The organism is Pseudomonas sp. HP_12 (genome assembly GCF_055283955.1).
In genome coordinates this window covers 122,575-147,781 of record NZ_JBTOQG010000059.1, presented here as the reverse complement: position 1 = coordinate 147,781, position 25,207 = coordinate 122,575, and the positions used below count along the sequence as shown (strand labels likewise).

Sequence of the window (25,207 nt, the reverse complement as noted above, 5' to 3'; positions counted from 1 at the left end):
TTTCCGTATGTGCACCGCGCCGCAGCCGATCGACAATCACTTGCTGGCTGCGCTGGCCGATGAAGAACTCAGTCGGCTGGCGCCGCACATGGAATGGGTGGTTCTGGTATTGGGCGAGGTGCTGTATGAGCCCGGGGACACCTTGCGTCATGTGTACTTTCCCACCGACTCGATCGTGTCCCTGCTGCAGGTCACTGAAAGCGGCGCCTCGGCAGAGATCGCCGTGGTCGGCAACGAAGGGCTTGTCGGCATCGCGGTGTTCATGGGCGGCGAGAGCACGTCCAGCCGCGCCGTTGTTCAGAGCGCCGGGGGAGCGTTCCGGCTGGCCGGCCATAAACTCAAGGAAGAGTTCGATCGTCACGGCGACCTGTTGCTGCTCATGCTGCGCTACACCCAGGCCTTGATTGCGCAAATGTCACAGACCGGCTTGTGCAATCGGCACCATTCGATCGATCAGCAGTTGTGCCGCTGGTTGCTGTTGTCGCTGGATCGGCTGGCAGGCAATCAGCTGACCATGACCCAGGAACTCATGGCCAACATGCTGGGTGTTCGCAGAGAAGGCGTGACCGAGGCAGCGGGCAAACTGCAGCGCCAGGGCATCATCGAATATAGCCGGGGCCAGATCAAGGTCCTTGACCGCTCGCGACTGGAACAGTTGAGCTGCGAATGTTATTCAGTGGTGAAGGCCGAGTCCGACCGCTTGCTGAGCTACACCCGACAAACGTGAGTGATCGGGTCATCATTAGGGTCTTGAAGGCTCGATACGGTGATTGCACAGATCGGATAAAAACGGCCTCAGGAACTTCAGCATCCACGGGACCCTTTGATGGCGATCAGATACATCCGCAGCCTGACCGGCAGAAGACGCACCCCCGCCGCTAACCGGCACCTCGGCTTCGCCCTGGCTTTTGTGGCCGGGGCCATCAATGCCGGGGGCTTTCTGGCGGTTCAGCAGTACACCTCACACATGACCGGGATCGTCTCGTCCATGGCCGACAACGCGGTGTTGGGTGCGTACGAACTGGTCGTGCGCGGGGGCAGCGCCCTGCTGTCCTTCATGGCAGGGGCGGCCTGTTCAGCCATCATGGTCAACTACTCCCGTCGCAAACGCCTGCACAGCGCGTTTGCGCTACCGCTGCTGTTAGAAGCTTTTTTGCTGATCTGCTTCGGCTTTCTGGGCGCCACGCTGTCGGCGCTGGACGGCATGATCGTGTCGCTGACCGTGATGCTGCTGTGCTTCATCATGGGCCTGCAAAATGCCCTCATCACCAAGGTTTCCAAAGCCGAAATCAGAACCACGCACATCACCGGCATCGTCACCGACATCGGCATTGAGCTGGGCAAACTCTTTTACTGGAATGGCGCCACACCGCCCGGGCAACCGCGCGTGCTGGCCAATCGTGCGCGCCTGAAAATATTGACCGTCTTGGCCTTGAGCTTTTTCGCCGGAGGGGTCGTGGGTGCGTACGGGTTCAAACACGTCGGGTACATCGCCACTGTGCCGCTCTCGCTGGTCCTCGGAGTACTGGCCGTTGTGCCTGCGCTGGACGATGTGCGGCGGTATGTCCGGCGTGCAGTGCGTGGGTGACCTGTCGGCAGACGTGCCCGTACAGGATCGACACGCCAAGCGAAGCAGCCGAACGGTTGCCAACCGCTTCTACAAGTGAGCACGCACGTCATCCTGATCACAGAAAGCAGTGTCAGTCCCGCTGAACCTACAGCGAGCTCACCTCCGGATTCAGCCGTTCCAGCACCTGCCTGCTATTGCCGCCGCCAAACAGACTCATCAGGTCCATGACCCGGACCGGGTCTTTGGGGTCGACGCTCAGCTGGATGCCGTCGTTTTTGCCTTTGAACAGTTTGACCATCAGTTCGCAGCCATCACTGAGCATCGGGGCTTTTTCCCGCATCCCGCTTTCACAACTTTTCTGCCAGTTATCGAGGCTTTTCTCGAACCAGGCCTGGCGCTGTTTGTCGGCACTGCCGGCAGTCGGGTCCAAGGGCGTGGCGTAGCGTTGTTCGAGCAATGCGCTGCGTTTGACCATGCCCTTGTCCTTGAAACTGACGTTCAATTCGCTTAATTCGGCTCGGGCGAATGCGGCCTGCACGCCTTGCGCTGCACCGCCGAGCAACCCGTAGACGGCCATCTCGCCGCCGCGCTGCAAGTCATTGATCGTACGGTGAAGGTCCTTGACGTTATCCATGCGGTAGCTGGCGCTAAAGGTGAACAGGTCTGGCATGTCCACAAAGGTCTCACCCGTAGCGCGGGTGGCGCCGTCATCCAGGTCCAGAAACAGCGTGAGGTCGAACGGTTTGAGCTCGTTGCGGCCGCTGCTTAATAACGGGCCAAAATTATTCATGCCCCTTGAGCCACCGCCCATCCCTATCAAGCCAGCCATTCCGCCCAGGTCCTGCAGACTTTGCAGCGAGCTGCTGGAAGCCTGTATGCCGCTGGCTTCGATGCGCACACGACTTCGGCTGTCGTTGTTGATCAGGTCGGTCACGATGACTTTATCGGCGCGCAGACCGCCCGCCTTGCCCTCGCCAAACTCGACGCCTTTGATCACGACCTTGCCGCCAAAGGGCGAGGAGCTGACCGAGGCCCAACTGACAGTCCCATTGAGATGGTTGTCATACACAAAGTCATCGAGCCGCTTCTGGGCCTGTTTGCCGGCGTAGGCACACAAGCCAAAATAGCCCGCAGCGAGCACCACTACAGCCGCAGCCGGGACAAGCAGTTTTTTCTGGATCATTGCACATCCCCCTGAATGTTCCGGTCAGGCCAGGCCTGTTTGAATACCTGGCGCGCCGCGTCGGGCGTCCAGCTGTCGTCGCCCAACTGCATGCGCATGATTTTCAGCGGATCACGTAAATCGGTGCAGCCGTCTTCGGCGCAGGCTTGCAGGTAAGTCACCGCTACCAGGGTCAGCGGCAGGTCTTCGCTGTCTCGCTTGACCGGGTCCACCGTGACCTCGCCTTTGGCCAGGAACCAGCCCTTCTCAGGCTTAAGGTTGGGGCCGACCACATCCAGTTGCGACTCATAGGGGTAATCGGTTTCCCAGCGTCCATCTGTCTTGCCGACGATGTGCACAATCTGGCTGTACTGCGCTTTGCCGCCGGCTACCAGCCGCGCATACCCTCCTCCGGAAGTGGGCGTATAGCTGACGTCGGTGAGCAATCGAGACTGGATGTATTTAGCGTTGCTGCTTTCGGTTTTCAGCTGGGCAAACTGCTGAAGCTGGGTCTGGGCCTGGTAGCCGGCCTGCTCACGTTTGTTCTGCTCTTCGTACTGGCGCTGACGGTCGGCGGCACGCTTCTGCTCGGCGAGCTGCGCTTCATGCATAAACAGGTAGTTGTTGGCGTTTTGCGGGTTGAACTGCCAGCTTTTGGTGCCCCAGTTCCGGTTGATATTGGATTCATACAGCCAGCTGTCGCGGTCATTCTTCACAAGGCCCTGCGGCACGTCTCGAACGGCGATGAAGTTGACGTTCGGAGTTTTCGGCTGGACCTGGTCCAGAGCGCTCAGGGCGGTGAACACCGTGGTTTTAATGGTTTCAAGCTGGCGGAAAAGCTCCTGGTTTTCGGTCACAGCCACCAGCGCCGGACTGCGCGTATCCCAATAGCCACTCCAGCTGTAAGACGCTCGCAGCAGATAATGTATGCCACTGGCCGGGTCACTGGTGAGCAGCATCAGGGCGTTTTTCTGGTCATCAAAGCCTACGATAGGAAGCTGCGGCGCTTGTTTGTTGAACGGGATGCCTTGATGAAAACTGCCTTCGTATTCCTTCAGCTTCACCCCGTCTGCCCGTAGCACCACGACTGCCCCCTCACCTGCAGCGTAGCCATCGGAACCGCAGGTAACACCCGTGGATTTTGCACTCACGAAGCGGGTGTCACCGTCTGGCTTGTAGGTGGTACGAAACAGGCAACCGTTCTGGTCTTTGAGTTCCAGGAAAAAGGTGGCGGCCTTGATCGCGTCGGCCTCGGACGGTGGCGTCCAGCCGGATACCGCAAAAGCCGGCGTCACGGGAGTGATCGTTTTGGGCACAGGGGACGGCGGAACCGGCGCCGATTCAGACGGTTGTGGAACTGCGGCGGCGGGCACAGGCGGTGGGACTGGATCTGCAGCCACAACGGGTGAAGGAGCCGGGGATGGAGCTCGATCTTCCGTCACAGCCGGTGCAGGAACTGGCGGCTGGACTGGGGCTACAGCTGCAACGGGAGCAGGAACGGGCGGCACCGGGGCCGGGTTTGGCTCGGAGACAGGCGCAGCGGCAACCTCGGCTGCTGGCACGGCCGGCATGTCAGCCACGACGACATGGCTGGACCATTCTTCCGCCTTGGCAGCCACCCCATTGGCAACGATCTGGCCTTGGGCGTTGTAGCTTTTCCAGTTCACCGTGGCAGCACTTGGGCACTGGCTGGCCAGCAGGCCGCCGAGTTTGGGCAGCAGGCGCGCGACGGCATCGTTGTCCGGCTTGCCGGCGAAGGCAAAACGCAGCGCCAGCGGATTCGTGCACCACGGCTGATTGTCGGCATGGTCCACGAAGACTTCGACGTTCTCGCCCTTGGAAAAGGCCAGCCGATAGGCAGCAGCATGGGCATTTGGGCACACGGCAAGCGCCAACAGGGTCAGTGGCAACAGTTTGCTTAAGCTGTTCATCAAATCAGTTCCCAGGCGCCGTCACCCGCCTGGCAGGCCTTGACGGTTTGCTTCTCAGCCTGACTGTCCTTGGCTTTCACGTCGTAGGTAATCGTGCGGCACGTCGTCTGCGCGGTCAGTTTGTCTTCCACCGGTTTGGCATCGATGGCGTCAAGGTCCACGCCTTGCTTGGCGGCGCTGGCAACGTCGAGGTTGTCCAGGTCAGTGGCGTTGTCGGCGGAGCCTTGTGTGGCAGCACTGCTGGCAACCGCCATGGGTTTGGGCGCAACGGCCTCCACCAGAGGGGCATACACATAGCCTACGGTGACGCCACGGCGGCCGACCATGATCCAGTCATTGTGGGTGCGGCCCAAGGCGGTGAACGTCGAACTCGGGGGTAACCCACCCGCTTTTTCGGCGCTGCTGTCCGGCGCGCTGCGCAGGTTGGCCGACTTGATGGTGCGGTAGGGTTTATTGATCACGGTCATGTCGGTGACCGGCTGAATCTTCGGCAGGCGCTTTACCGCCACCTGCCGCGACTGCGTTTCGGTACTCACCGGGGTGATTTGCGCGCTGCTGCCGCTGTGATTGGACTGCCAGGTAGCGGCCTGGCCGTCCTGGTTTCTGTTGAGGACTTGCTGGGTTTGTGCAGCGAGGGCCAGACGGTCGGTTTCATCCATCTTCGCGCCGATGGTTTTGCCCAGCAATGCGCCAGCCAGGCCGCCGATCAACATCGCTGCGGTTCGCCCGCCTCCGCCGCCGATGCGGCTGCCGATCAGCACACCAGCGGCGCCGCCGATTACGGTGCCAATGTTTTCCTTGTTAGCCCAGTCGGGACCCGACGTGGCGCAACCGGATGAAAAACCAATGCTCAACACGAGCAACGCAGCAGTGGCCTTTTTTGCCAAACCCATCGCACAGTCCTCTGAGGTGAAGGAGAGATATGCAGGGATGAGTTAGCACGGTGAAATCGTTGATTGGCCTTCATCCCTGAAGAAGTGCGCGGATTACACACAAATTCCAAAAGAGTCACAACCGTTTTTATGGCTGACAGGCGGTTCGGGGGAAGAACAGCGGGCTGCGACTGGAGCAACAGCCTTTACGACTGCATCAGCCAGCCAACGCTCCGCTTCCAAACGAGCCTTGCATAGGGATAGGGGGTACCCCTATGCTGCATTCTGTCCAGGCAGGGGGTATCCGATGGGTCATATCGCAGCAAACAAAAACGATCTTCTCAAGCGTGTTAAGCGCATCGCCGGACAACTCCAGGCCGTCGAACGGGCATTGGAGTCGGATCTCGACTGCGCCAGAACACTGCACCTTGTCGCCGCCACTAGGGGGGCCATCAACGGCTTGATGGAGGAGATCATTGAAGACCACGCCCGCGCGCATATTGCGGATTCGGGTCTCAGCGAAGCCGAGCGCAGCAAAGGTGTCGAAGAGCTTCTTGAAGCCATTCGTCGTTATTCCAAGTGAACACATCCCGGCGCTCACTCATGAACAGCAGCATCAACTACGCACACGACCACGTGTTCCTCGGCTCAGCCCACGATGAAAATGCCAGGCGCACACTGTGGGTGGTGGCCCTGACGGTTGTGATGATGGTGGGTGAAATCGCCGCCGGGTATGTCACGGGCTCGATGGCGTTGCTGGCCGATGGTTTTCACATGGCCACCCATGCCGGTGCATTGGGCATCGCCGCGGCCGCCTACGGGTATGCCAAGCGTAACGCGTCCAGCCAGCGTTACAGCTTCGGCACAGGAAAGGTTGGAGATCTGGGCGGGTTTGCGTCGGCGCTGATTCTCGGTATGGTTTCCCTGGGGATCGGCATCGAGTCCGTCATGCGCCTCTTGCAGCCAACGGACGTTCAGTTCGGCACCGCTACCCTCATCGCGATTGCCGGGTTGATGGTCAACATCGTCAGCGCCCTGTTGCTGGGCCACGGGCACAGTCACGAACACGATCATGGCCATCATCATGATGATCACGGTCATAACCATGCCAATCATGGCAACGACAACAATCTGAAATCGGCCTATGTCCACGTCCTCGCAGACGCGCTGACGTCGGTGCTGGCCATCGCTGCACTGCTCGCCGGTCGCTACCTGGGCTGGGTGTGGCTGGACCCGGCCATGGGCATCGTCGGCGCCATCGTTATCGCGCGGTGGGCATGGTCCTTGATGAGCGTCACCACAGGCGTATTGCTCGATCAGACTGACGCACACGTTGCCGAGGAGATCCGGCAGTTGGTTGAAGAACCGGGGGATGGCACGATCACCGACTTGCACGTCTGGCGGGTTGGCCCCCAAGCCCATGCGGCCATCGTCAGCGTGCTTGGCGCGGCCACTGCGAACGCCGACACCATTCGAGAACGCCTCCTGCCGGTCCATGAGGTCAGGCATCTGACGGTCGAATTTCGATCGGTTGATTGAGCACCTCTGCCCCTAATCAAAAGGAAATTGCGATGCCACCCGGCAAACGTGAACGGGCGCGAATCGAACGTCGGTTAATTGCGACGCTGACCGACGCGTGCGAAACCGCAAAAGGTGAAATCAAAGGCTTCACCTGGCTGACCCACCTTGCTGACCTGGAGGCGTTGGCCGAAACCCTGAAGGTGATCTGGGTGTTCGAAACGCTCGCGGACAGCAAGCTCGCTCAGGTTGAAGCGAAGGCTCGCCTTTTTGAGCTGACGGCCATTGCGTTGAATGAAGCCGGCATCGATCTGAAGCTGTCAGATCGCAATGTCCGCTTTGACTCTGAGGAAGAATGCCAGCGCAGTCACAGTGGCAACTGGCAGACGCGACTGGCTAAGGATCACTGACGATGGCGAAGGAAATCGAAAATCCGTGCATCGCTGTGTGCCAGCTCAGGGGTGATCTGTGTGTGAGTTGTGGCCGGACCAAGGAAGACATCAGAAAGTGGAAACGCATGAAGCGCCCTGAAAAAATGGCGGCCGTGCAAAGGGCGAGTGTGCGTTTGAAAGCGTTGAAATGAGCATGGGGAGGGTCGTTCCTCCTGAATGGCCGCCGTGGGCCCAGCGTGCAAGTAGCTGGGCCATAAACGGGCCATCAAGAGGTTTTACCCTGGAGTAAGGCAACAAGATCGGGCGTCCTGCAGAATCAGGCCAGCGCCCTTCCCCGCCAAGGGCGATGCCTGGGAGCGATGGCCCTGATGGGCTTAGACCCAAGCGCTCCATACCGGTTGCTGAGGTCTCAGCGATTCGACCAGCCCTCCACGGTGCGCACCAGATCGGTGAGGTCACGTCCGCCGCCGTCCTGTTGCGCGGCCACGTTCCACAGTTGACGCGCCGCGTTGCCCAGCCACATCGGCACGCCCAGCGCCTGGCATTCCTCGACGGCCAATCCGATGTCCTTGCACACGCTTGAAATCGGAAAGCCAAAGTCGAAGGTGCCGGGCAGGACGTGTTTGGGAAATTTGTCCATCGTCGCGCCGTTCTTGCCGCTGCCCGCGTTGATCACCGCCATCATGACTCCGGGGTCCAGCCCGCCTTTCACGCCTGCGACGAAGGCTTCGCTGGTGATGGCGAACGCGGTGGTCGAGAGCATGTTGTTGAGCAGCTTGAGCAACTGCCCCTGCCCGGGCTGTTCGCCAACGATGAACACCTTGCCGAACACGTCGAACAACGCACGCACTCGCTCGACTGCCCCCCGTTTGCCCGCCACCATCAGCGCCAACGTGCCCTTTTCTGCGCCCGCTGCGCCGCCGCTGACAGGCGCGTCAACGGTGTCGATGCCTTTCGCCGACAGCCCTTGGGCGACTTCCTGCTCGGCCCGGGAACCGACGGTGGAAAGGTCCACCAGAATGCGCACCGCGTTGCCCTCGACGATCCCGTCCGCGCCCAGCGCCACGGCCTTGAAAACGGCCGGACTCGGCAGGCTGGTGAAGACGATTTCGGCGCTGTCGGCCACTTCCCGTACGCTGCCCGCGACTCGCGCACCCAAAGCGCCAAGTTCATCCAGGGCGCCTTGATCCTTGTCGTAGATGACCAGCGAGTGGCCCTGCTCCAGAAGCCGGCGCGCCATCGGCCGCCCCATGACGCCGACGCCGATGAAGCCCAGTAGGTGATTGCTCATGATGGATTTCCTGCCTGTCAGAGACTCGCCAGACGCATCAGCGCACCGGCATCGTTTGAGTGTTCCAGTTTCCACAACGCGTCGATCAACGGTTGCGGCTCGCACCCCGAACGGCCATAGGCGTTGAGATCGCGCAGTTTGTCTTCGAGAAACTGGTCACTGAGCGGCGCATCGAGGCTGCCGAGGGAAACGTCGAGGTTTCGGGTGAGGACCGAGCCTGAGTGGAAGACGATGCGCACCTGTGCCGACTCCACGGGGTAATCGGCGTCATCCACGAACTGCAACCGCCCGTACAGCGCGCGCAGCCGTTGATCGCTGACCGCTGCGTCGCTGAATTCGGCCAGCCCCGCCCTGCCCGTCGCCAGGCTGACGGCCACGGCATGTTGGGCGCTGACCTGGGATTCCCGGCCAAGGCGTATGTCGGGCCGGTCCGTGCGTTGGCGCAATAAAGGATGCCCCGTGAGTTCGATGCACTGAATGTCCTCGAGCGCCCAGCTGCGATCCCGCCCCAGTTCGAGGCAGGCCTGAATCACCGGGTTGAGCACCACGCCACATGGATAGGGCTTGTAGGTGTTGGCCGACAAGGCCCAGCGCTCGCCCAGCCCTGCGCTTATTTCGTCCAGCCGTGGCTGCTCGCCGAAGACGTTCAGAAACCCCCGCTCCCCCTCCAGCGGCTGGTCTGGCCCGGCGAACCCCTCTTTTGCCAGCAAGGCCGAGAGCAGGCCATTGCGCGCGGCGTTGCCGACGCCGATGCTCTTCGCGGCGCTGCCGAGGGTTTCCACCAGCCCGCTGGCCTGTGCGCTGGCATTGCCAAACGCCCACACCAGTTGCCGGGCATCAAGGCCCAGGACCTTGCCGACAGCGGCGGCCGCGCCGAAGACGCCGCAGGTCGCGGTGATGTGCCAACCACGCCGGTAATGTTCGGGGGAAATGGCCATGGCGATGCGGCACTCGACTTCGACGCCCAGCACGAACGCCAGCAGCAGCTGCTCGCCGCTGATCACGCGGGTTTCCGCCAAAGCGAACAGCGCCGCAGCCACCGGCGCCGTGGGGTGCAGGATCGTTGGAATGTGCGTGTCGTCGTAGTCGAAGACGTTGGCGCTCATGGCGTTCAGCGACGCCGCGCTGAGCATGTCCATGACCTCAGCGCGGCCAATCAAGTGAGCTTCGCCACCCCCGTTGAAGCGCGAAAACAGTGTCGCGGCCCTGACGACGTCCGGGTCGCTGCAGCCTGCGAGGGACACCGCGAAATAGTTGACCAGCGCGCGATGGGCTTCATGTCGTACGTGGGCGGGAATGTCCGACCAGGTCGCGCGTTCGATGAACTGCGCGAGTTGATGGCTTAGGGTTTGAGTCATGGGGTATCCATTTTCTTAAGGTCTGACGCTGTCACCACTGCGGGTGCTTTTGGTGCATGGCTCACCCCGCCATCCACCCATCATCCACCGGCAACGTCGCGCCGGTGATCGAGCTGGCCGATTCGCTGCACAGGTAGACGATCAGATCGGCCACGTGACTGGCCTCGATGAAGCGCCCGGTGGCCTGTTTGCCTTGCAGGAATTCCACGGTCGCGGCCTGCCGGTCGAGCTGTTTTTCGGCCATCAGCGCGGTCAGTCGGCTTTCGATGTTGGGTGTCAGCACCGAGCCAGGGCACACTGCGTTGCACGTAATGCCCTGCCCCTGGGTTTCCACCGCCACGGCGCGGGTCAGGCCCAACAGCGCGGTCTTGGTGGTCACGTAATCGATGCGGTTGGCGATGGCCCGCGATCCGTAGGCCGACGACAGATTGAAAATCCGCCCCCACCGCCGTTCACGCATTCCCGGCAACACCCGCTGAATCGCCAGAAACGCCGCCGTGACATTCACCGCCAAGGCCTGATCCCAGCGCGCGAGGGGAAACTCATCCAGGGGGGCGAAATGCCGGATCACCGCGTTGTTCACCAGCACGTCAACCCGCCCTGCCGATGCGATCAACGCCTCGACGCCCGCTGGCGTGGACAGGTCCGCCTGCACATAACGCACCTGCACATCGTGGGAGCGCAGCAGATCCTCACGGGCCTGGCGCACCGCGTCAGGCGCGGCCAGACCGTGCAGGACCACGTCATACCCCGCTGCGGCCAGGCCTTTGCCCATCGCCAGCCCGAGGCCGTCCGACGACCCGGTCACCAGTGCCGTGCGCCCATTCATACTCCGGCTCCGTAGGCGTCGATACGCACCGCGAACGAGGGATCGCTCGCGTCAACGGGGGCGAAGCGATTCATCACGTCAGGGTCATGGCCAGGAATCACCACCGCACCGGGGCGCTGCAACCATTCACGAATGCGCTCGTAGCCCCGGTACATGTCCGCCAGGCTGTCAAGCACCGCGAACGGCCGGTCCTGCTCCAGTTCGTCGTAATAGTGAATAGCGTCCGAGGCAAGGATCACCGGGCCTTCGGGCATTTCCACCACCACGGCCATCTGCCCCGGCGTATGGCCGCCGAGTTCGTACAGCTCAATGCCCGGAATCAGCGTGTTCTGCGGCGTGTCGAGCAGTGTGATGCGGCCTTCGCGGTGCAGCGCCTGAATGCGTTCGATGTCCAGCGGGTCGATGTGGTGGCCGTACTGCGGGCGCTTGCCCATGTCGGTGCCCCAGAATTCGAACTCTTTGCGCGACATGACGATCTTCGCGTTGGGGTACAGGCCCAGGTTCCCGGCGTGGTCGTAATGGGCGTGAGTCAGTACCAGCAATTTGACGTCTTTGGGGTCGATGCCAAGGCGAGCCAATGCATCTGCAGGCGCGACCACGGGTTGCCGTTTACGGGCGATTGCTGCTTCCGGGCTGAAACCGGTGTCGATGACGATGGTCTGCTCGGCGCTGCGGAAGATCCAGAAAAAGTAGTCCATAGTCATCGCCGCGTCCGGTTCGCGGTAAGCGCCGAAGTTGTAATAGCACTCGCTTTTGGTGGTCTGCCGGGTGCCGTACCGCACCACAATCACTTCGGGGTCGGTCCAGTCCGGTCTGACGGTCGATGGCGTGTTCATGGGGAAACTCCAGATAAGGTCTGTGTTCAGGGCCTGATGGCTTGCGGCGTCGTTATTGTTAGAGGAGTCGGGACGCAGCGTTATCGAGGATTATTGGGTGCCGCCTCCAGAGCCTGCTCCAGCAACGGCGCTGCCAGCTGCGCGCCATGGATGCCGATGACACTGACGATCTCCAGCATTTCCATGATCTCTTCCCTGGTCGCGCCGTAACGCAGCGCGTTGCGCATGTGCAGCTTGAGGCCCGGCACATAGAGGTGCGTGGCGGCAGCGTCGAACGCGCAATACATCAGCTCCTTGACCTTGGGCTCCAGCACGCCGGTGCGCCATGGCACCGAGGAAAATTCGAGGTAGGTCTCGAACATCTCCGGGTCCAGTTCCAGCAGGCCCTCCCAGGACGGATGCCAATAGCCCCGGTTTTCGATGAAGCTCGCCTTGAGGGCTTCGCGGCGCGCATCCAGGGGGGCCGGGCCGTTGCGCATGCCCTCTTCTTCCAGCACTTCCAGCAATACCGGCACCCCGACGTTGGAGGCGTGAATGCCGACCGTGCTGATCAGTTCCAGCACCTCGGTCAGTTCCTCGCGGGTCGCGCCGTGCTGAATGGCCGCATGAATGTGTTCCTGAATGCCGGGTTGGAACAGGTGTGTGGCGTTGGCACTGGCGACAAGGGCGACGAACGACTTGACCTTGTGCGGCAGGTGATTCTTCTGCCACGGCACTGAGGCGAAACCGGCGTAGGCTTCGACAAAACCGGGGTCCAGACGCAGCAGGCTGTCCCAGCCGGCATTCCAGGTCCCGTGACGCTCAAACGCGGCTTTGGCCTGTTGTTGTTTTTCGGTGAGGCTCATGGTGTTCCTCGATGAACATTGAAAAGCGTTGCATGACCTGCGGGAGCCAATTCACTCGCGATTGGCGGGACATCCGACAGGGCTCTGTCGTCTGCCCTATCGATTCGCAAATGAATTCGCTCTGACAGGGGATGACGGCGTCCTGGCTCAATCCGTCCCACGCAGATAATCCACATCCGCCACCGATTCCTGCCACACGGTTTTGCCGATGGACGTCGCGGTGTGGACCATGAAGTTCGTGGTATTGGCGCCGTGCCAGTGCCGCTCGTTGGGGCCGATCCACACGGTGTCGCCCTGGCGGATGGGCTGTGGCGCGCTGCCTTCCAGACAGATCCAGCCGCTGCCCGACGTCACGTACAGCACCTGCCCCTGTTCGTGGTAATGCCAGTAGGTGCGCGCCCCGGGGTTGAACGAAACGTTGTTGATGGTCACCCCATCCGTGGTGGGCATGACCGGGTCGGCCCAGACCACGCCGGTGAACGTCGCGCCACGCTGTTCGGAAATCGCCCCTTCGACAGCGCCGTGAAAAACTTTCATGCCTTGTCTCCTTTCTTGTTCTCTATGGCCGATTCGTGCAGGCGTACCCCACCGGACAGGTCGCCGATGGCGTCCACCACGCGGTTGCTGATCAGGTCGCCGTAGCCGAGCGCCGTTTGCAGGCCGAAGCTCGCCAGCGGACCCGATGCATTGAGCGAAGCGACGCCCAGTTCTCGGACGCGATCCAGGTACAGCACCACGTCCTTGGTCATCAATTTGCCGGTCAGGCCGCCTTCAAGGTAATTGCCGTCGACGATGTGCGGGAAGCGGTTGAGCGTGGCGAAATTCACGCCGCTGCTGCTGTTCAATACGTCGAGCAAGCGATGCAGGTCGAGACCCGCCTTCTTGCCGGCGACCATCACCTCCGCCGTGGCCGCCAGGCTGACGGCATTGAGGAAGTTGTTCAGCAGTTTGGTGGTGTGGCCGGCACCGCTTTCGCCCATCAAGAACACCTTGCTGGCGATCGGCTTGAACACCCACGCCAGGGTGTCCACGGTCGCGCTGTCGCCACCGACCATCAAGGTCAGCGCGCCCTTCTCCGCCGCCGCCGCGCCACCGGAAATCCCGGCGTCGACGTACTGCACGCCGCGCTCGGCAAACAGCCCGTGCAAACGCATCGTCGAACTCGCCGCCGCGGTGCTCAAATCAACGACCACCTGCCCCTCGCGACAATGCTCCAGGAGTCCGTTCGGTCCTTCGACGACGGCCTCGACCACCTTGCTGTCAGGCAGCGACAGCAGCACAACGCCGGCCTCGGCCGCCACGTCGGCGACCGATCCGGCCACCTGCGCGCCTGCGGCCTTGACCCGCTCGGCGTCGGTGTCATAGCCGAGCACGCTCAGCCCGGCATTCACCAGGCAGCGCGTCATGCGCCCGCCCATGTTGCCCAGACCGATGAAACCCACGGTTTTGCTATTCACGACAGCTCTCCTCACGTGCAGAGAATTCTAGAAATCCACGTCTTTGGTTTCCGGCCCCATGTAGGCGCCGATGGTCGCGATCACGCCGCCGATCACCAGCAGCACGGCCGGGGTAACGGTGAACGGCATGAATTCGCCCAGCCAGGCCATGTAGAAGGCGTAGAACGACGGGATGATCACTGACAGGCTGAAACCGACACCGAAGCCGGTGGCGCGCACGTCGGTCACGAAACGCTCGTTGATGTAGGTCACGATCACGCCCCATGGCGCGGTCACCAGCACCGAGAGCACGCAGACCAGCGTGATGATCACCGGCAGCGTGAGCCCCTGGACGTTGGCCAGGACGTACATGATCGCGGCGCCCAGCGTGGCGATGATCGGCCCGAGAATGATGAAGAAGCGCCGACGGCCGATCTTCTGCCCGATCATGCCGGACGCGATATAACTGAAGAACAGCACCGAATAGGCGATCAGCAGCGTCCCGGTGACCTCCATGCCCGAGAGGTGCAAGGTGTTGCGCAGCAAGCCGGTGGGCAGAAAGATGGTGATGATGTTCTGGGTCAGCCAGAAGCCGGTCATCATCAGCAACACTTGCAGCAGGTTGCGCCCGCTTTTGCCCCGCAGCAGATCGGTGAGCGGCAGCTTCTCGCGGGGTTTGTTGCCCGCTTCGCTTTCCCAGATTTCCGATTCCGACACCGCGTAGACGTAGTACAGCGCCAACATGCCCGCCAGCACGGCACCGATCACGAACGGAATGCGCCAGCCCCATTGCACGTAAGGCGAGCCGGGCCCATCGAGGGGGAACAGCATGAACATCAGCATCGCCACCAGGTTGATGGTGACGTAGGCCAACGGGAAGCCGGCGATAATCAAGCCGCCCACGAACCCGCGTTGGTGCTTTTTCGAATACTCGATCGCCAGCGGCATCGCGCCGGTGTAACCGCCGCCGAGAAAAATACCGTCGACGAAACGCAGCAGCACCAGCAGCCAGTACGACGCGATGCCGATGCTTTCATAACCGGGCAGCAACGCGATCAGAAGCGTGACCACGCCGAAGCCGGATACCGAGTAGATCGACGCCATGCGCCGCCCGGTCTTGTCAGCGATCATGCCGAACAGCAAGGCGCCGATGGGGCGGCCCAGCAGCGTGGTGATGAACACCAGCGAGGCCAGAATCGCCGCCATGCCGGGCGACAGCTGCGCGGGCTGGAAATAGAACAACACCGGGGACAACACCACCACCGGCAAGTAGATGTCGAACATGTCGATGTATTCGGAGAAAAACGCGCCCTTGATGGCGTTCCTCCTCTTATGCTCGATCGACTGTTCGGTTTCAGCCGCCGATCTGGCTGGGGCGTAGGTGCTCATGACGTTTTCCTTATAGTTATTGTCGGACGCAAGCATGGAGGTGGAACGATCAGCTGGCGGTTTCGGCCTCGTAGGCCTTGATCGCCTCGGACGCCACACGGAAGGCCGCCAGGCCCAGTGGCGCGCCGCAGTACACCGCCGCCTGCATCAGCACGGCGCGGATTTCTTCCCGGGTCACACCATTGCGCAAGGCGCCGCGTACGTGAATGCCCAGTTCATGGTGCTGGCTCATGGCAGTCAGCATCGCGATGTTGATGATGCTGCGGGTCTTGAACGAGAGCGTCGGGTCGCCCCAGATCTCGCCCCAGCAGACCTCCGTGACCATCTTCTGCATGGGCCGGTTGAAGTCGTCGGCCGCCGCCCAGGATTTCTCGACATGGCGGTCGCCGAGCACTTCCTTGCGGTTATTGAAGCCCTGGTTGAAGCGTTCAGTGTGGTTCGCGTTGTCACTCATGTTCTTCTCACCTTTTTCGTACGATCGACTGATTGTCATACAGTTGAAACGGGCAAATTTTTTTCAGCCGTGCGGCGAAGCGGTTGGCCAGCTCAGTTGCCGTAGCCCACCACAGACTTGACTTCCAGGTACTCGCGCAAGCCGTACTCGCCCCATTCGCGGCCATTACCGGAGCGCTTCACGCCCCCGAACGGCGCGGCGAAATCGGCTGGCGGGTAATTCACATGCACGCTGCCGGCCTGTAACTGGCGGGCAACCTGACGCGCACGCTGTTGATCGGCCGATTGCACGTACGCCGCCAGGCCGTAGTGGGTGCCGTTGGCGATGGCAAGCGCGTGCGCTTCGCTGTCGTAGGTAATCATCGACAGCACGGGCCCGAAGATTTCTTCCTGAGCAATGGTCATGTCCGGCGCCACGTTGGCAAACACAGTCGGTCTGGCGTAGTAGCCCTTCTCGATGCCCGGCGGCAGTCCAACCCCACCCGTCACCAATTGCGCACCTTCGTCGATACCGCTTTGAATCATTGCTTGCACCCGACGCCATTGCGCCCGGTTGACCAGCGGGCCGAGCTGGGTATTTTCATCCGTCGTGGGCCCCACGCTATAGCCTTCGGCGGCAGCCTTGGCAATCTGGATGGCGTCGTCCATCAGGTGGCGCGGGATCAGCATGCGCGTCGGGATCGAGCACGACTGACCGCTGTTGGTGAAACAGGCGGCGACACCGCGGGTCACGGCATCCTGCAGGTCAACGTCGTCCAGCAGGATGTTCGCCGACTTGCCGCCCAGTTCCTGCGCCACGCGCTTGACCGTATCGGCGGCCGATCTGGCCACCAGCACGCCCGCGCGGGTCGAGCCGGTGAACGACAGCATGTCGATGTCCGGGTGTGCCGACAATGCGGCGCCCACTCCCGGCCCGTCGCCGTTGACCAGATTGAACACACCCGGTGGCACGCCCGCCTCGTCCAGCACTTGCGCAAACAGCAGGCTGCTCAGCGGTGAATATTCGCTGGGCTTGAGGACCATGGTGCAACCCGCCGCAAGGGCAGGCCCGACCTTGACCACGATCTGGTTGATCGGCCAGTTCCACGGGGTGATCAGGCCGCAGACACCCACGGGTTCATGCCGGATCAAGGTAGTGCCTTGAGTTTCTTCGAACTGAAAGCGTTGCAGCACATCGATCAGTTGATTGAGGTGCAGCCAACCGCGCGGCACCTGAAATTTGCGGGAAAACGTGATGGGTGCGCCCATCTCGACGCGCATCGCCTGAGCGAATTCTTCTTGACGACGCTCGTAGATCGAGACGATGCGCTGCAGCAGCGCGATGCGCTCGGCGACGGACGTCCGGGCGTAACCCGGCAGCGCTTTGCGAGCGGCAGCCACGGCCTGGTCAACGTCGGTGGCATCGCCCAACGCCAGGCGCTCCACCACGGTTTCGGTGGCCGGATCAATGATGTCGAACCATGAGGGCGACGCCGGTTCGACCCAGCGCCCGTCGATGTAAAACCTGTCAGCGTTTGACATGGCATCGGACTCCTTCACTCGCCTTCCCTGGCCAGCATGCGGTACATCTCGGTGTGGTCCGTGGCAGGCGTGGCATCCTGCGCCACGTCGTTCCAGACCTTGATCGCGCTCTGGCCGAAGATCATCGGGTAATCCAGCGCGTCCGAAAGCCCCTTGGCGATTTTCAGGTCCTTGTTCATCAGTTGCATCGAAAAGCCCGAGCCAAAGGTGCCGCTAAGCATGAATTGCCTGGCCTTGTTCAGCGAGGTGTTACTGCCGCCGCTCGAGGCATTGAGCACGTCGACCATGACGCCGGGGTCGATGCCGAAGCGTTTGGCGACATGCAGCGCCTCGACCGTGGCCATCAAGCCCGCTGCCGACACGAAATTGTTCAGCGCCTTGGCCGCATGACCCGAACCGGCGTCGCCGATGTGCAGGATGTTCTTGCCCATGGCGTCGAGCACCGGGCGGCAACGCTGCAGGACCTCGGCATCGCCCCCCACCAGAATCGCCAGGCTGCCGTCCACGGCGCGCTTCACTCCTCCCGAAACGGGCGCGTCGAGGTAGTGCAGGTTGAGTGTCTTGAGACGCTGCCCCAGTTCACGGGAACGCGCGGGTTCCGAAGAACTCATGTCGATCACCACAGCCTGCGGCGCGAGGGACGCGGCCCAGCCGTCTTCGCCCAGCAACACACGCTCGACGATGTCCGAGTTCGGCAGCATGGTGATGAGGATGTCGAGGGATTTAGCGTTCTCGGCGGTGAGCGCGCTGGCGTTCAGGGTCGCCTGCACGTCACGCAGACGGCCGGCGTCGGCGTCAGCGAGAAACAGTTCAAAGCCGGCTTTGGCCAGGCAGGCCGTCATGGGAGTGCCCATCATGCCCAATCCGATGAAGCCGATACGTTGCGGTTGCGTCATGTCCGTGCCCTTTGATTTTTATGTTCTTGTCAATGGCGTCGAGGCGGCGTCAGCCTTTCCTGCGTGACGTTCACCAGCAGGTGAAATAAAACTATAGGGCTGTCATACAATCGGTCAATAGGATAATTTACGTTTTCTTACCAGCGGCACCTGCTCGCAACTTTTGTCAGCAGCCCTAACAGGAGAAGAAAAATGATCGTTGAATTGCGCACCTATCACTGTGCTCCCGGCCGCCTGCCTGCATTGCATGACCGGTTCACCAGCACGACGCTGGGATTTTTCGAGAAGTACGGGATCAGGCAGGTCGGCTTCTGGACCAACCTGACGGGGGCGACCAATCAGTCGCTGACGTACCTGTTGCAGTGGGAGAGCCTGGCCGAGCGCGAGACGAAGTGGAATGCGTTTCAGGCGGACGCCGAGTGGATCGCCAAACGCGCGGCGACTGAAGCCCAGGCGATTATCGTGGAGCGGATCGAGGTGCAGTTCATGGCGCCGACGGGGTATTCGGCGTTGCGATGAAAGGAGAGCGCTGAAGGTCGTTTGAATATCCGTTGCTGCGGTAACGGCTGCGTGAGCGGACTCCAGTCAGGGTTGACGCGACACCTGTCGGCGCCGCTGGAGGCAAGACCGCAGTGAATGGCGAAGGTCTGCCAGACAAGGCGTCTGACATGCTCCTGTGCTGTCCTCGCGACTCGTGACATCACCGCATCGCGTGCTGTCGACGTAAGGCGGCGAACCGTTACTCGACGGCATGCGCCCCTGTCGCTGCCAGCAGTTCAAGGACGTTTTTCGAAGCGTTCTCGACGTGGAGCAATGCCGCAGCGCAGGCACTTTCTTCATCGCGCAGCTGGATGTTGCGGACGATTTCCTTGAGTTCGGCGAGGGTGTGAGGCATGCGCCCTTCCCGGCCCAATGACAAGGCGCGCAGAAGGCTGACGCGGTTGTTGAGCTGTTCGAGCATGCTACCGACGACGCGGCTTTGTTCGATGTCGAGGAGGACGTGGTAGAAGCGTCGTTTGATGTCCAGCAAGGCTGTGCCATCGACGCTGGTGGTGCGCGACTGTTCGGCGAATTCGTCGAAAACTTCACTCAATTCGCCCACGTCTTCGTCGGTGGCGTAACGAACGAAGTTGCGCACGGCCAGGACTTCCAGCGCACCGCGCACGTCATAGATTTGCACCGCATCTTTGGCATCCACCGAAGCGACATAGGCGCCGCGATGGGGCACCTGCTCCACCAGGCCTTCGGCTTCGAGCTGCCGCAACGCTTCGCGCAACGACGTGCGGCTAACGTCCAGGGCCGTGTAAAGCTGTTGCTCGACCAGACGATCGCCGGGTTTGAAACGCCCCGAGATGATTTCGTTGCGCAGTGCATCCTGCACTTGATGCCGCAAGGACGATGCCTGACGTAGTACTTTCATGCTGTATCCCTGATGACCTGTAAATGCCGTGATGGAGACCCTCTTGGAACGAGGGTCACTTTGAACCTGCGGGCCGATCCTCATGATGCGACCCGTCGAAAGCAATCGTATTGTATTACAGGAATTAACGGGGAATTTAAATCAGCAGGTGATCCGGTGGTGGTTCGCCATGCGCCGTGGCGGCAGATTGGCCAGGCATTCAGGTCGCTTGCGCTTTAGCATCGCGGCTGAAGTTATGGCCCACAAGCGGTCACTCCTTTTTTACTCAAAGCGGCTCGCCTCTGCACTCAGCCCGCTGCTAGCATCCACTCATTGATAACCTGAGATCTTTCCATGCTACGGATTGCAATCGTCTTTAGTTTCACGGCCATCTTTTCTCTGCCAGCGTCGGCACAGGAGCAATTTCAGTGTGCCGGGGCAACCGTCACCATTGCGGTAGATGCGACCAGGCCATTACGATCAACAGAAGGCGCAGACGTTATTCTCCGGGTAGAACGCGGCACTCGTTCAACAGTCTTGCGGTACAGCAATGTGGATTTCATCGGCGGCGAATGCGACACCGATGCAAATCACGCTAGCCGGATCATCTATCAAGCTGTCTGTGGCGGCAGCGGTTGTCATGATTTATCCAACTGGGGAGTCATCAATCCTGAAAGCCTTCAAGCCCTGCTGGTTCCTTCGGACGACAGCCTTGAGCCAGCCATTGCCCTCGTCGGGCATAAGCCGATGCTGAAAGGCAAACCGATGAATGTGAGCGCTGAAGCACACCGGCTGGGATTACCTACGCCGTAAGGTGCACTGGGCCAAAAAAGCGATAGCCGACGATGAAGCCTCTTTGACCCAAATCGAACGGGACCCAGGTCGTTCTTCACCTGTTCTTGCCTTGCCTGATCGCCGCTCGGCGAATCTACGTACGGAACCTGGCAAGCATCTGCCGAAGGTCAAGGGCCGCCTCACCCGGCGAACAGATCAAACACGCCTCCGAACACCGGGTCCACTCCAGCGCTGAAGCCCTTGAGAGCCAACCTTCGCACGCCCCTCCAAACGAGGACGGGATAACGGCCTTCGTCAATGGGGTCAGGGATAAGAAGCGGATCAGTGGATCCAAGTGCAGTTAACTAATTATTTAAGAAAACGGTGCTTAAGATCTCCCCTCTTCGGCCGATTATATTGGATTGCTGAGTTTAATTAACGCTCATCACCTTTGAGTCAGAAACTGATATACATCTGGAGCCAAAAAGTAATGTTACGTCTGACCTGCAAAGCTATCCTTATTGCGCTGTCGTTTGGCCTTTCAAATATCGCCGCTTCTGAAGATCTTAAAGTCTATAGTTTCTCGCCTGTCAATCAATACAACCTTAATCTCTCAGCCACTTTCTGGAACCCGATCATACGGTACGTGTCCGAAAAAAGCGGCGTGAACCTCACGCTGAAATTAGGCCGCACCTCCTCTGACACGACCAGTTATGTGCTCGCACAGGAGGTTGATTTTGCATTTACCAATCATCTCTTCAGCCCTGAGCGCGACAAAATGGGCTGGAAGGTATTTGGCCGCCGTGACGCCCCTGCCCTCGAAGGACAAATCGTGGTCCCCGCCGATTCGCCCATCCATAGCCTTTCCGAACTGGAAGGCAAAGAGGTCGTGTACCCCGGCCCCGAAGCGTTTATTGCTTACAAAGTCACCAGCTCGGAACTGGTAAAAAAAGGGATACATACGTCTACGGTATTTGCAGGAAACATGGACGGCGCCTTCAGCCAGCTGCTCAGCGGCAAGGCTCAGGCGATGGGGGTCAACTCACAGCTTGTCAGCGGCTACACGGAGAGAGAAGGTCAATCGTTCCGGGTATTGTGGAGTTCGTCCTCGTTCAATGATTTAGCCCTCATGGCCTCCCCTCGTATTTCTCAAAAAGAACTTGATGCGGTAGCCAACGCATTTTTTAACATGCAGTACGATAAAGACGGCAGCAAGATTCTTCATGAGGCGACCGAGTTAGTTCATGCACCGGCACCGATTACTTTCATTCCTGCGACGGCAGCGGATTACGCTTCCTATCGTGATTTTTACAGCAGCTTGCCGGCAAACCTTAAGTAAATAATCTGACATTTAGCTGGAGAGGCTATTAATGACTTTCTTTAAAAGCCTGCTGCCAAAATCGCTGACGTCGCAAATATTGGGAATGTTGTCTATTCTGATAGTCGTATTCCTTACGGCCGGCCTGGGTCTGTTTTATAAAAATCAGCTTCTTCAACATATCGAGGAAATCCAAGACACCGCCAATATGCTGATCGAGGTTGCCGCGCAAGCCGTGGAGGAAAGCGTAGTCATCGGCGATTACGACACCATCAAAAGAACCCTCGAAAAGACCCTGGCTCGCTCGCCATTCCAATCCGCCATGTTTATTGACCTGTCAGGTGGCGTCATTCGCCTGCAGGCGCCCAGCGCGCCGGTTGGCAGAGCCCCCGCATGGATAGAGTCCGAGGTCGCTGCACGATTGTTCGATGTCAACCGTCCGATAACGATCGGTGGGAAAGATTATGGCGTGATGCGCCTGTCATTCAACGCCGAGAAAATAGCGACCGAACTTTGTAATCTGGTGGTGCAAGCTACGGTACTGGCAGTGCTTTTTTTGCTCACAAGTTTGTTATTGATGGGCTGGGTGATCAAGCGTTCACTTGCCCAGCTGGACAAGCTTCACTCCTATGAAGCGGAAATCGCTTCCGGCGAAGTGGCAGCAGAGGCTATGTTGGTCGCAGATGCTCCCGTTGAAATACAGGAGGCAATCAAAGCGGTAAACCGTACTGCGGCGAACATGCGTAATCACTTTGGCCAGCGCATCGAATCGTTGATGAACACCCTGGTGCAGCATAAAAACGCCCTGGATGAGGTTTCAATCGTTTGCGAATGTTCGCCGTCCGGTCGCATCACCTATGTCAACGAACGATTCGTCACAAGCTCACACCGTTCCCGCGCCGAGCTTTTAGAGTTGACGATCGATCAAGTCTGGAACGGCATGTCTTCAACCACTCAGCCGTGGCAGTGGGCACCTGAACGCGGAGTGTGGAACGGTGAGGTCAGGCTTACCGGTCTTGCCGGTAAGGAGAAATGGCATCAACGCACCATCATCCCTATTCTCGATGACAGGGGCGGCGTTGAAAAATATATCTGCATCGACATCGATATTACGGATCGAAAAGAGTTTGAGGATGCGATTCTCGATAACGCCAGAAGGCAAAACCTGATCGCCCTGTTTGGCCAGCAGGCACTGACAGAGGAAAACGTCAGCGCCCTGGGTGAACTGGCCGCACTGACGGCCGCGCAAGGGTTGAGCATGAGTAAGGCCGCTTTGTTAGTCGTTGATCGAGTGAGTCACGGAGTCATCCTCAACGCCAGGACCGGCTTTACCAGCGTTGATGCCCGGAATGGCTACACGAATGAATTCTTGAGCGGTATGGGTTCTTCTGGCGGGCTTGAGATTATTTCCGATACGCCTGATGCAACGTACAAGTTGCTGTCGATTGACACCGTGGAAGCTGAGCGCATTGGAAGCCGTATAGAGGTCGATATACCGTGCGGGAATGCCTTTAAGGGTGTGCTCGGAGTCTATGCCACCACGGGGCAGCCCTTTACCCGTGAAGATGTTAGCTACCTCCAAACGTTGGCAAACCTGTTGGCCGCCGCGCTTGAACGGGATGACGCGAAGAAAAGGCTCACCTATCTGGCCGAAAATGATTCGCTTACACATCTGCCTAATCGCTGGTTTCTGAATAATTACCTGCACGCTGCAATCAGCCGCACTGCATCAGCGCCCTCTGCAATAAGCGTCATGTTCATCGATCTGGACAGATTCAAAACCGTGAACGACACCATGGGGCATTCCGTAGGGGATGAATTGCTCATCCAGGCAAGTCGGCGCCTGGAGGAATATATCGATGACGACAGTCTGGTTGCGCGGCTGGGGGGCGATGAATTTTCGATTGTTGTCACACAGGCTGCTTATTCGGAGAGCTCCATAAAATCGCTCGCGACCCGTATTGTCGACGCTTTGGCGAAACCATTTAATCTTCGCGGCCAGGATATATTCGTTTCAGCGAGCGTTGGCATTGCTAATTATCCCTTTGACGGGGATGACGCTGGCGTCATCCTCAAGCATGCTGATACCGCCATGTACCATGCAAAAAAGAGCGGTCGTAATAATTTCAAGTTTTACACTGCCGAGATGAATGAAAGTGCCGTCAAGCGTTTGCAAACTGAAACGCTGTTGCGGGGCGCGCTCGATCGCGACGAGTTCATTCTGCATTTCCAGCCCAAGGTCAGCCTCGCAGACGGCAGCATCAGTGGTTTGGAGGCGTTACTGAGGTGGAATCATCCAGAGCTCGGCCTGGTTTCTCCCGCTGACTTTATCCCTATGCTTGAAGACACCGGCCTGATCATTCCTGTGGGCGAATGGGTCATCCGGAAGGTCTGTGAAACCCTAAAACGTTGGGAAGATAACAATCTCGGGGTGGTACCGATCGCCATCAACCTTTCAGCCAGGCAGCTTCAGGTAAAAGGGCTGGCTAAAATCGTCAGGCATATCCTGGAAGAATACGGTATCAACCCCGCTCTTTTAGAGTTCGAGCTCACTGAATCCGTTCTGATGATTGAACCCGAGTCGGCGGTTGAAATACTTCGAGAGATAAAGTCATACGGCATAGGGCTTTCGGTCGATGATTTCGGAACGGGTTATTCCAGCCTCGCCTACTTGAAGCGATTCCCTATCGATACTCTTAAAATCGATAGAATGTTCATAAAAGATATAACAAGCAATCATGAAGACGCGGCGATCACCCGCGCGGTCATCGTATTGGCGCACGAACTGGATCTAAACGTCATTGCGGAAGGCGTCGAAACATCTGACCAACTAGAGTTGCTTGTCAAACATGGCTGCGATCAAATTCAGGGCTATCTTTTCAGTAAACCCGTCACAAGTGATGAGTGTGCCGCCATGATTAAATCTTCACGCACGTTGGCTATACGATTTTCTGAACCTGATTTTGCCTGAATCAGTATCTGCAGCATTTGCACGACCCGCCAGGACGGGCAGCGGCGCTTGAACCCAGGGTGAATGTCTTCCCCGGGGCCTCCCCCTCAGACCCGTCGCAGCTCTGGCGAACACCATTGGGGTCGCGACGCAGCCCGGTTATGGGCACACTGTGCAGCATTCGCCTGAACACACAGCGCCTAACCTCTATCCGGACGTCACATGACACCCAACGCAGAACTCTATAACCCTTCTACCGACTACGCTGACAAGCTGATTTCGCGGATTGGCCAAACACCTTCGTGGATCGCCAAGCGCATCGGTGTCACCGACAAGCGCATCCGCTACATCCTGGACGGCGAAAGAACCGTCAAGGGCGAAACCACGCCCATTCAGATGACCTACACCGAGCAGTTCGCCCTTGAGTGCCTTGTCCAGGAGGCCATCGCGCTCAAGAGGTAAGCATC

26 protein-coding genes are annotated in these 25,207 nt (G+C 59.6%); 11 read left to right on the top strand and 15 right to left on the bottom strand.

The features are described from left to right. Window positions 1–7: 7 nt before the first annotated feature. The gene (locus ACYASU_RS23310; RefSeq protein WP_346629016.1) at window positions 8–727 is read left to right on the top strand and encodes a Crp/Fnr family transcriptional regulator; all 720 of its coding nucleotides are present in this window, start codon (window positions 8–10) and stop codon (window positions 725–727) included. A 99-nt stretch (window positions 728–826) separates the two neighbouring features. Beyond that, entirely contained in the window at window positions 827–1,588 is a 762-nt protein-coding gene (locus ACYASU_RS23305; RefSeq protein WP_463584220.1) for a YoaK family protein, read from the top strand. 127 nt (window positions 1,589–1,715) lie between these two features. Here the strand turns inward: ACYASU_RS23305 and ACYASU_RS23300 are convergent, their stop codons facing one another. From ACYASU_RS23300 to ACYASU_RS23290, 3 genes are read right to left on the bottom strand one after another with little or no spacing between them, the layout of a single operon-like run. Further along, window positions 1,716–2,753 (bottom strand): hypothetical protein, encoded by a 1,038-nt coding sequence (locus tag ACYASU_RS23300; protein WP_463584219.1) that lies wholly within the window; start codon window positions 2,751–2,753, stop codon window positions 1,716–1,718. Beyond that, window positions 2,750–4,642 carry a hypothetical protein gene (locus ACYASU_RS23295; protein WP_463584218.1) on the bottom strand — a complete coding sequence of 631 codons (1,893 nt, stop codon included), beginning with the start codon at window positions 4,640–4,642 and terminating at the stop codon, window positions 2,750–2,752. The genes ACYASU_RS23300 and ACYASU_RS23295 overlap by 4 nt, the downstream gene beginning before the upstream one ends. A 20-nt stretch (window positions 4,643–4,662) precedes the next feature. Next, window positions 4,663–5,556, bottom strand: coding sequence for an SH3 domain-containing protein (locus tag ACYASU_RS23290; RefSeq protein WP_463584217.1), 894 nt, complete (start codon window positions 5,554–5,556; stop codon window positions 4,663–4,665). Between the two features lie 286 nt (window positions 5,557–5,842). Here ACYASU_RS23290 and ACYASU_RS23285 point away from each other — a divergent pair, with 286 nt between their 5' ends. The 4 genes from ACYASU_RS23285 to ACYASU_RS23270 are packed head-to-tail and all read left to right on the top strand — an operon-like array spanning window position 5,843 to window position 7,636. Then, the gene (locus ACYASU_RS23285) at window positions 5,843–6,118 is read left to right on the top strand and encodes a metal/formaldehyde-sensitive transcriptional repressor (protein WP_463584216.1); all 276 of its coding nucleotides are present in this window, start codon (window positions 5,843–5,845) and stop codon (window positions 6,116–6,118) included. 20 nt (window positions 6,119–6,138) lie between these two features. Continuing rightward, window positions 6,139–7,074 (top strand): CDF family Co(II)/Ni(II) efflux transporter DmeF, encoded by a 936-nt coding sequence (gene dmeF, locus ACYASU_RS23280; RefSeq protein WP_463584215.1) that lies wholly within the window; start codon window positions 6,139–6,141, stop codon window positions 7,072–7,074. A 32-nt stretch (window positions 7,075–7,106) separates the two neighbouring features. Beyond that, window positions 7,107–7,463, top strand: coding sequence for a hypothetical protein (locus ACYASU_RS23275; protein WP_463584299.1), 357 nt, complete (start codon window positions 7,107–7,109; stop codon window positions 7,461–7,463). A 2-nt stretch (window positions 7,464–7,465) separates the two neighbouring features. After that, window positions 7,466–7,636, top strand: coding sequence for a DUF1289 domain-containing protein (locus tag ACYASU_RS23270; RefSeq protein ID WP_369305382.1), 171 nt, complete (start codon window positions 7,466–7,468; stop codon window positions 7,634–7,636). Between the two features lie 218 nt (window positions 7,637–7,854). On the opposite strand, the gene ACYASU_RS23265 is transcribed toward ACYASU_RS23270, so the two are convergent. The 11 genes from ACYASU_RS23265 to ACYASU_RS23215 form a co-directional block, all read right to left on the bottom strand. After that, complete coding sequence (locus ACYASU_RS23265) at window positions 7,855–8,736, bottom strand: NAD(P)-dependent oxidoreductase (protein WP_463584214.1); 882 nt, start codon at window positions 8,734–8,736, stop codon at window positions 7,855–7,857. Window positions 8,737–8,753: 17 nt separating this feature from the next. Beyond that, window positions 8,754–10,094 carry an MmgE/PrpD family protein gene (locus ACYASU_RS23260; protein ID WP_463584213.1) on the bottom strand — a complete coding sequence of 447 codons (1,341 nt, stop codon included), beginning with the start codon at window positions 10,092–10,094 and terminating at the stop codon, window positions 8,754–8,756. A 61-nt stretch (window positions 10,095–10,155) separates the two neighbouring features. Beyond that, window positions 10,156–10,923 (bottom strand): SDR family NAD(P)-dependent oxidoreductase, encoded by a 768-nt coding sequence (locus ACYASU_RS23255; RefSeq protein ID WP_423574292.1) that lies wholly within the window; start codon window positions 10,921–10,923, stop codon window positions 10,156–10,158. Beyond that, window positions 10,920–11,759: an N-acyl homoserine lactonase family protein gene (locus ACYASU_RS23250; protein WP_423574291.1), complete on the bottom strand. Its 840-nt coding sequence runs from the start codon at window positions 11,757–11,759 to the stop codon at window positions 10,920–10,922. The genes ACYASU_RS23255 and ACYASU_RS23250 overlap by 4 nt, the downstream gene beginning before the upstream one ends. A gap of 80 nt (window positions 11,760–11,839) precedes the next feature. Then, the gene (locus tag ACYASU_RS23245; protein ID WP_463584212.1) at window positions 11,840–12,604 is read right to left on the bottom strand and encodes a carboxymuconolactone decarboxylase family protein; all 765 of its coding nucleotides are present in this window, start codon (window positions 12,602–12,604) and stop codon (window positions 11,840–11,842) included. A gap of 147 nt (window positions 12,605–12,751) precedes the next feature. Beyond that, window positions 12,752–13,141 carry a cupin domain-containing protein gene (locus ACYASU_RS23240; RefSeq protein WP_463584211.1) on the bottom strand — a complete coding sequence of 130 codons (390 nt, stop codon included), beginning with the start codon at window positions 13,139–13,141 and terminating at the stop codon, window positions 12,752–12,754. After that, on the bottom strand, window positions 13,138–14,061 hold the full coding sequence (locus tag ACYASU_RS23235; RefSeq protein WP_423574289.1) for an NAD(P)-dependent oxidoreductase: 924 nt from the start codon (window positions 14,059–14,061) through the stop codon (window positions 13,138–13,140). The genes ACYASU_RS23240 and ACYASU_RS23235 overlap by 4 nt, the downstream gene beginning before the upstream one ends. A 27-nt stretch (window positions 14,062–14,088) precedes the next feature. Continuing rightward, window positions 14,089–15,429 (bottom strand): MFS transporter, encoded by a 1,341-nt coding sequence (locus tag ACYASU_RS23230; protein WP_346625748.1) that lies wholly within the window; start codon window positions 15,427–15,429, stop codon window positions 14,089–14,091. Between the two features lie 49 nt (window positions 15,430–15,478). After that, window positions 15,479–15,883, bottom strand: a complete 405-nt coding sequence (locus tag ACYASU_RS23225; protein WP_463584210.1) for a carboxymuconolactone decarboxylase family protein — start codon at window positions 15,881–15,883, stop codon at window positions 15,479–15,481. A gap of 92 nt (window positions 15,884–15,975) precedes the next feature. Continuing rightward, on the bottom strand, window positions 15,976–17,403 hold the full coding sequence (locus ACYASU_RS23220) for an aldehyde dehydrogenase family protein (protein WP_463584209.1): 1,428 nt from the start codon (window positions 17,401–17,403) through the stop codon (window positions 15,976–15,978). A 14-nt stretch (window positions 17,404–17,417) separates the two neighbouring features. Further along, complete coding sequence (locus tag ACYASU_RS23215) at window positions 17,418–18,299, bottom strand: NAD(P)-dependent oxidoreductase (protein WP_463584208.1); 882 nt, start codon at window positions 18,297–18,299, stop codon at window positions 17,418–17,420. Between the two features lie 192 nt (window positions 18,300–18,491). Here ACYASU_RS23215 and ACYASU_RS23210 point away from each other — a divergent pair, with 192 nt between their 5' ends. Further along, the gene (locus ACYASU_RS23210; protein ID WP_192172555.1) at window positions 18,492–18,818 is read left to right on the top strand and encodes an NIPSNAP family protein; all 327 of its coding nucleotides are present in this window, start codon (window positions 18,492–18,494) and stop codon (window positions 18,816–18,818) included. Between the two features lie 220 nt (window positions 18,819–19,038). On the opposite strand, the gene ACYASU_RS23205 is transcribed toward ACYASU_RS23210, so the two are convergent. Then, complete coding sequence (locus ACYASU_RS23205; protein WP_192172554.1) at window positions 19,039–19,719, bottom strand: GntR family transcriptional regulator; 681 nt, start codon at window positions 19,717–19,719, stop codon at window positions 19,039–19,041. A 333-nt stretch (window positions 19,720–20,052) separates the two neighbouring features. Between ACYASU_RS23205 and ACYASU_RS23200 the strand changes: the two genes are divergently transcribed. From ACYASU_RS23200 to ACYASU_RS23185, 4 genes are all read left to right on the top strand, one after another. Further along, a complete protein-coding gene (locus ACYASU_RS23200) occupies window positions 20,053–20,511 on the top strand; it encodes a hypothetical protein (RefSeq protein WP_463584207.1) in 459 nt (152 codons plus the stop codon). A 451-nt stretch (window positions 20,512–20,962) separates the two neighbouring features. After that, window positions 20,963–21,811, top strand: a complete 849-nt coding sequence (locus ACYASU_RS23195) for a phosphate/phosphite/phosphonate ABC transporter substrate-binding protein (RefSeq protein WP_346625743.1) — start codon at window positions 20,963–20,965, stop codon at window positions 21,809–21,811. A gap of 31 nt (window positions 21,812–21,842) precedes the next feature. Continuing rightward, on the top strand, window positions 21,843–24,761 hold the full coding sequence (locus ACYASU_RS23190) for a putative bifunctional diguanylate cyclase/phosphodiesterase (protein ID WP_463584206.1): 2,919 nt from the start codon (window positions 21,843–21,845) through the stop codon (window positions 24,759–24,761). 201 nt (window positions 24,762–24,962) lie between these two features. Further along, entirely contained in the window at window positions 24,963–25,202 is a 240-nt protein-coding gene (locus ACYASU_RS23185) for a hypothetical protein (protein ID WP_346625741.1), read from the top strand. Window positions 25,203–25,207 lie beyond the last annotated feature (5 nt).

What these genes read in the sequence shown, in the direction of transcription:
- ACYASU_RS23310 (WP_346629016.1), top strand. Translation starts at nt 8, where the DNA reads ATGTGCACCGCGCCGCAGCCGATCGACAATCACTTGCTGGCTGCGCTG.
- ACYASU_RS23305 (WP_463584220.1), top strand. Translation starts at nt 827, where the DNA reads ATGGCGATCAGATACATCCGCAGCCTGACCGGCAGAAGACGCACCCCC.
- ACYASU_RS23300 (WP_463584219.1), bottom strand. Translation starts at nt 2,753, where the DNA reads ATGATCCAGAAAAAACTGCTTGTCCCGGCTGCGGCTGTAGTGGTGCTC.
- ACYASU_RS23290 (WP_463584217.1), bottom strand. Translation starts at nt 5,556, where the DNA reads ATGGGTTTGGCAAAAAAGGCCACTGCTGCGTTGCTCGTGTTGAGCATT.
- ACYASU_RS23285 (WP_463584216.1), top strand. Translation starts at nt 5,843, where the DNA reads ATGGGTCATATCGCAGCAAACAAAAACGATCTTCTCAAGCGTGTTAAG.
- dmeF (WP_463584215.1), top strand. Translation starts at nt 6,139, where the DNA reads ATGAACAGCAGCATCAACTACGCACACGACCACGTGTTCCTCGGCTCA.
- ACYASU_RS23275 (WP_463584299.1), top strand. Translation starts at nt 7,107, where the DNA reads ATGCCACCCGGCAAACGTGAACGGGCGCGAATCGAACGTCGGTTAATT.
- ACYASU_RS23270 (WP_369305382.1), top strand. Translation starts at nt 7,466, where the DNA reads ATGGCGAAGGAAATCGAAAATCCGTGCATCGCTGTGTGCCAGCTCAGG.
- ACYASU_RS23265 (WP_463584214.1), bottom strand. Translation starts at nt 8,736, where the DNA reads ATGAGCAATCACCTACTGGGCTTCATCGGCGTCGGCGTCATGGGGCGG.
- ACYASU_RS23260 (WP_463584213.1), bottom strand. Translation starts at nt 10,094, where the DNA reads ATGACTCAAACCCTAAGCCATCAACTCGCGCAGTTCATCGAACGCGCG.
- ACYASU_RS23255 (WP_423574292.1), bottom strand. Translation starts at nt 10,923, where the DNA reads ATGAATGGGCGCACGGCACTGGTGACCGGGTCGTCGGACGGCCTCGGG.
- ACYASU_RS23250 (WP_423574291.1), bottom strand. Translation starts at nt 11,759, where the DNA reads ATGAACACGCCATCGACCGTCAGACCGGACTGGACCGACCCCGAAGTG.
- ACYASU_RS23245 (WP_463584212.1), bottom strand. Translation starts at nt 12,604, where the DNA reads ATGAGCCTCACCGAAAAACAACAACAGGCCAAAGCCGCGTTTGAGCGT.
- ACYASU_RS23240 (WP_463584211.1), bottom strand. Translation starts at nt 13,141, where the DNA reads ATGAAAGTTTTTCACGGCGCTGTCGAAGGGGCGATTTCCGAACAGCGT.
- ACYASU_RS23230 (WP_346625748.1), bottom strand. Translation starts at nt 15,429, where the DNA reads ATGAGCACCTACGCCCCAGCCAGATCGGCGGCTGAAACCGAACAGTCG.
- ACYASU_RS23225 (WP_463584210.1), bottom strand. Translation starts at nt 15,883, where the DNA reads ATGAGTGACAACGCGAACCACACTGAACGCTTCAACCAGGGCTTCAAT.
- ACYASU_RS23220 (WP_463584209.1), bottom strand. Translation starts at nt 17,403, where the DNA reads ATGTCAAACGCTGACAGGTTTTACATCGACGGGCGCTGGGTCGAACCG.
- ACYASU_RS23215 (WP_463584208.1), bottom strand. Translation starts at nt 18,299, where the DNA reads ATGACGCAACCGCAACGTATCGGCTTCATCGGATTGGGCATGATGGGC.
- ACYASU_RS23210 (WP_192172555.1), top strand. Translation starts at nt 18,492, where the DNA reads ATGATCGTTGAATTGCGCACCTATCACTGTGCTCCCGGCCGCCTGCCT.
- ACYASU_RS23205 (WP_192172554.1), bottom strand. Translation starts at nt 19,719, where the DNA reads ATGAAAGTACTACGTCAGGCATCGTCCTTGCGGCATCAAGTGCAGGAT.
- ACYASU_RS23200 (WP_463584207.1), top strand. Translation starts at nt 20,053, where the DNA reads ATGCTACGGATTGCAATCGTCTTTAGTTTCACGGCCATCTTTTCTCTG.
- ACYASU_RS23195 (WP_346625743.1), top strand. Translation starts at nt 20,963, where the DNA reads ATGTTACGTCTGACCTGCAAAGCTATCCTTATTGCGCTGTCGTTTGGC.
- ACYASU_RS23190 (WP_463584206.1), top strand. Translation starts at nt 21,843, where the DNA reads ATGACTTTCTTTAAAAGCCTGCTGCCAAAATCGCTGACGTCGCAAATA.
- ACYASU_RS23185 (WP_346625741.1), top strand. Translation starts at nt 24,963, where the DNA reads ATGACACCCAACGCAGAACTCTATAACCCTTCTACCGACTACGCTGAC.